This window comes from Ureibacillus sinduriensis BLB-1 = JCM 15800 (assembly GCF_000772955.1).
Lineage (GTDB): Bacteria > Bacillota > Bacilli > Bacillales_A > Planococcaceae > Ureibacillus > Ureibacillus sinduriensis.
Genome location: NZ_JPVO01000018.1, coordinates 1 through 2,898 on the forward strand (window position 1 = coordinate 1; position 2,898 = coordinate 2,898).

Below are 2,898 nucleotides of genomic sequence, written 5' to 3' on the forward strand. Positions count from 1 at the left end.
TGTACAAAACTTCTGCAATTTTCTGCATTATTTTTTTGCAAAATACAATTTTCATAGATTGTAGGGTATTTATCGACTTATTTTAGGCAAAAACAATCTTTGAGTATTATCTTTATGCCATTTCTGGAGGTTGCCATGTGGATTCTTATTTTAATATTTTTATATAAATAACGGGTTCAAGAGTTGTAAACTAAATTTGGTTCAGTAGCTCTTTTCTTATTAAAGTAAAGAGGCAGGTTAGTGTAACAAGACTTTAAAAAATTGGAACGATTACATATTAATTGGTGAGGAGGATGTTTCCGCAATCGGGCGCGTTTATTTAGGAACGCGTCTTTTTCTTTTAAATGGCCATATTGTTGAATGAGAAATGCTTGAAAAGCAGTAAATCGAAATTCAACAGAGCAATCATTAAAAAACCTGTTAGGATGAAATCCTTAACAGGTTTTTGTTTTTTTCAGTATGATATCGGATTGACAATCATCGGAAAAATTATAAAAAAGCCCAAAACCAAACGTCAACCGAAGAGAAAGTATATGATTTTGGAAAAGGGAGAGAAGTTCGAGCTTCTCTTCCTTATTTTAAAAGTTAAAACAAACTACCACTTGTGATCCAATGAGAAAAAATTTGAAGTGTTTTAGTTAAACTCACATCGGGTTTGTTTTTACTTATTGGCAACTATGACCAATTTACCTGTATCTAGTTCCTTTTCGAATTGAGCAGCTTCCGTTTCACTTAATCCGACAGAAGCTAACTCATTACGGAGTTCATCTCCGCGGGAACTCACCAGGTTTTTCATAGAAGTCAGGAACCCTTGCTCCGCAATACCAGCTTCTTCTGTCCCCAGTGCTTCGTTAATATCATCTTCACGTTCTTCATAGTGCGCAAAGATGTAAATGTTATCTCGAAGATATCCTTGCGCTTCTAAATTCTCCACTTCCTGTTTCGCCTGTACTACGTTTTCTACTGTCAATTTGACTGTCATTATTTATCCCTCCTATAGATGTTTACACTCATTCTATTCCACTAAATTGAATGAATAAAACGTACGGAGGAAGTCATTTTCTATATGTAGTGAAGTTTTATGCTTTTAAAAAACTAAAACTAATCAATAGTTCTTTAAATAAAGGGCATGATTGTTGAGCAAGAATTGCTAAAATAAAGTTAATTTAAGTCAACGGAGGAAGGTGTACAATGCTTGGTATAAAAAATTACAATCCAAAATTCTACACGGATAAGAATGAGTTTATGAAGAAACATAGCGATACGTTAAAGTCACTCATTGATTCAAATTTACGCGAAGTTTGGACAGTACATGAAACGTCTGATGGAGAGTTTTGGGCTGACTGTCCTGTAATTTTAGTAATTGGAGAAAAACAGTTAGAATTTTGTTCATTTAAAGATAATGAAATTGGTGTTACTTGGGGTGAAATTGATTTAAAAGTAAAATTAGATTGGTACGGTAATCAAGAATTGAATTTGGAGTGGCGGAAAAATGCGATAGAAAATATCTCTTCATTTATTGGAAGCCGGATAGAAGAGATTGAAGTTATTGAAATGGCTCAAGAGACATTTGATTCAAAAGATAACCTGCTTCAATCAAACTTGTTGTTAAACGGTTTAGGTTTTTATATGAGGGAGAGTTATTTCTCAATTTTTAACGCCTTGGATGAGACACGATTTTCATTTTTGAGAGAGAATAATCTTATGTACACTAAGGTATAAAATAAATCTTTGCTTATGAAACTGAAACTTTTTTCCACTAACCAGCTAAAAGAAGTCAATTTGTTATTATTCAATATAGGGCGCTTTCCTTGAATAAAGGAAAGGCCACTTTCAGTTATAGGCCCATATTGTTGAATAATGAAATAGAAGAAATACGTATAATTACATAGAATTGAGATATTAGGTAGTATTGGGGGACATACTATTAAAAATATAATTCACTGTCTATGGGCATTATTGTTGTTCGGTTTATGGAATATGTTGTCTCTTAGTAAGGGAACTTCTGGTCAATGCTGGTCGATGTTCAGCATAAATCCAGAAAAAGACCTTTCAATGGCTTTAGAATTTTCTTATCTAAAGATATTTATCTTTGCTGTTTTTTCTCTCATAGTAGCTTATTTTATTAATAATTTTTTATGGGAGAAGAAAAAAAGTAGATTAAATAATAGGGTACTCACTTGAATAACAACCTTCCACAAACTGGCGCGTTTCTTTAATAAGAAATGCGTCTTTATTCATGAAAAAGGCAATTTAATGGAGGAAGAACCTTAATTAAAATTGAATAATGTTAGAATCGATGTTTGTGAAAGAAACAGAATTTAATTGGAGATGAAATAATGGAGAAAGAAATGACTAAAGCAATTGAGTTAAGGAAAAACGGTAATCTAAAACAATCTAATGAGTTACTTCTAAGCTTGGTTAAAGAGTATCCTAATGATGGCTACATTAACTATCAATGTGCTTGGAGTTTTGATGTATTAGGTGAAGAAATTAAAGCAGTTCCCTTTTATGAAAATGCAATCAATTTAGGATTGGATGGAAAAGATTTAGAAGGCGCCTTATTGGGGCTAGGCAGTACATATAGAACACTAGGTGAGTATGAAAAGTCAAAGAGTACATTCAATAAGGGAATGGACCTGTTTCCAGACAATAAGGCAATTCAAGTGTTCTACTCGATGACTTTGTATAATTTAAATGAGCATAACAGCGCTATGAAGTTATTGCTAAAATGCTTAATAGATACAACTACAGATAAGGAAATTTTAAGTTACAAGAAAGCGATCAGTTTCTATTCTGATAAATTAGATGACATTTGGAGTTAATTGTATTTATTTCACAATCGGGCGCAATTCGGTAGTGACCCCTTAAAGTTAGAGTTATTATTATGCAGCTAAT

3 protein-coding genes are annotated in these 2,898 nt (G+C 32.6%); 2 read left to right on the forward strand and 1 reads right to left on the reverse strand.

Annotated elements, in window-relative coordinates; translation table 11 throughout:
• Positions 1 to 661 precede the first annotated feature (661 nt).
• Positions 662 to 982 carry a YflT domain-containing protein gene (locus tag CD33_RS00205; protein ID WP_036196993.1) on the reverse strand — a complete coding sequence of 107 codons (321 nt, stop codon included), beginning with the start codon at positions 980 to 982 and terminating at the stop codon, positions 662 to 664.
• 209 nt (positions 983 to 1,191) lie between these two features.
• On the opposite strand from CD33_RS00205, the gene CD33_RS00210 reads away from it, so the two are divergent.
• Both CD33_RS00210 and CD33_RS00215 read left to right on the forward strand, forming a co-directional pair.
• Complete coding sequence (locus tag CD33_RS00210; RefSeq protein WP_036196994.1) at positions 1,192 to 1,722, forward strand: hypothetical protein; 531 nt, start codon at positions 1,192 to 1,194, stop codon at positions 1,720 to 1,722.
• Between the two features lie 617 nt (positions 1,723 to 2,339).
• Entirely contained in the window at positions 2,340 to 2,825 is a 486-nt protein-coding gene (locus CD33_RS00215) for a tetratricopeptide repeat protein (protein WP_036196995.1), read from the forward strand.
• Positions 2,826 to 2,898: the final 73 nt, after the last annotated feature.

Bases quoted from the DNA above. Each gene is read 5' to 3' on its own strand.
- CD33_RS00210 (WP_036196994.1), top strand. From the start codon at position 1,192: ATGCTTGGTATAAAAAATTACAATCCAAAATTCTACACGGATAAGAAT.
- CD33_RS00215 (WP_036196995.1), top strand. From the start codon at position 2,340: ATGGAGAAAGAAATGACTAAAGCAATTGAGTTAAGGAAAAACGGTAAT.
- CD33_RS00205 (WP_036196993.1), bottom strand. From the start codon at position 982: ATGACAGTCAAATTGACAGTAGAAAACGTAGTACAGGCGAAACAGGAA.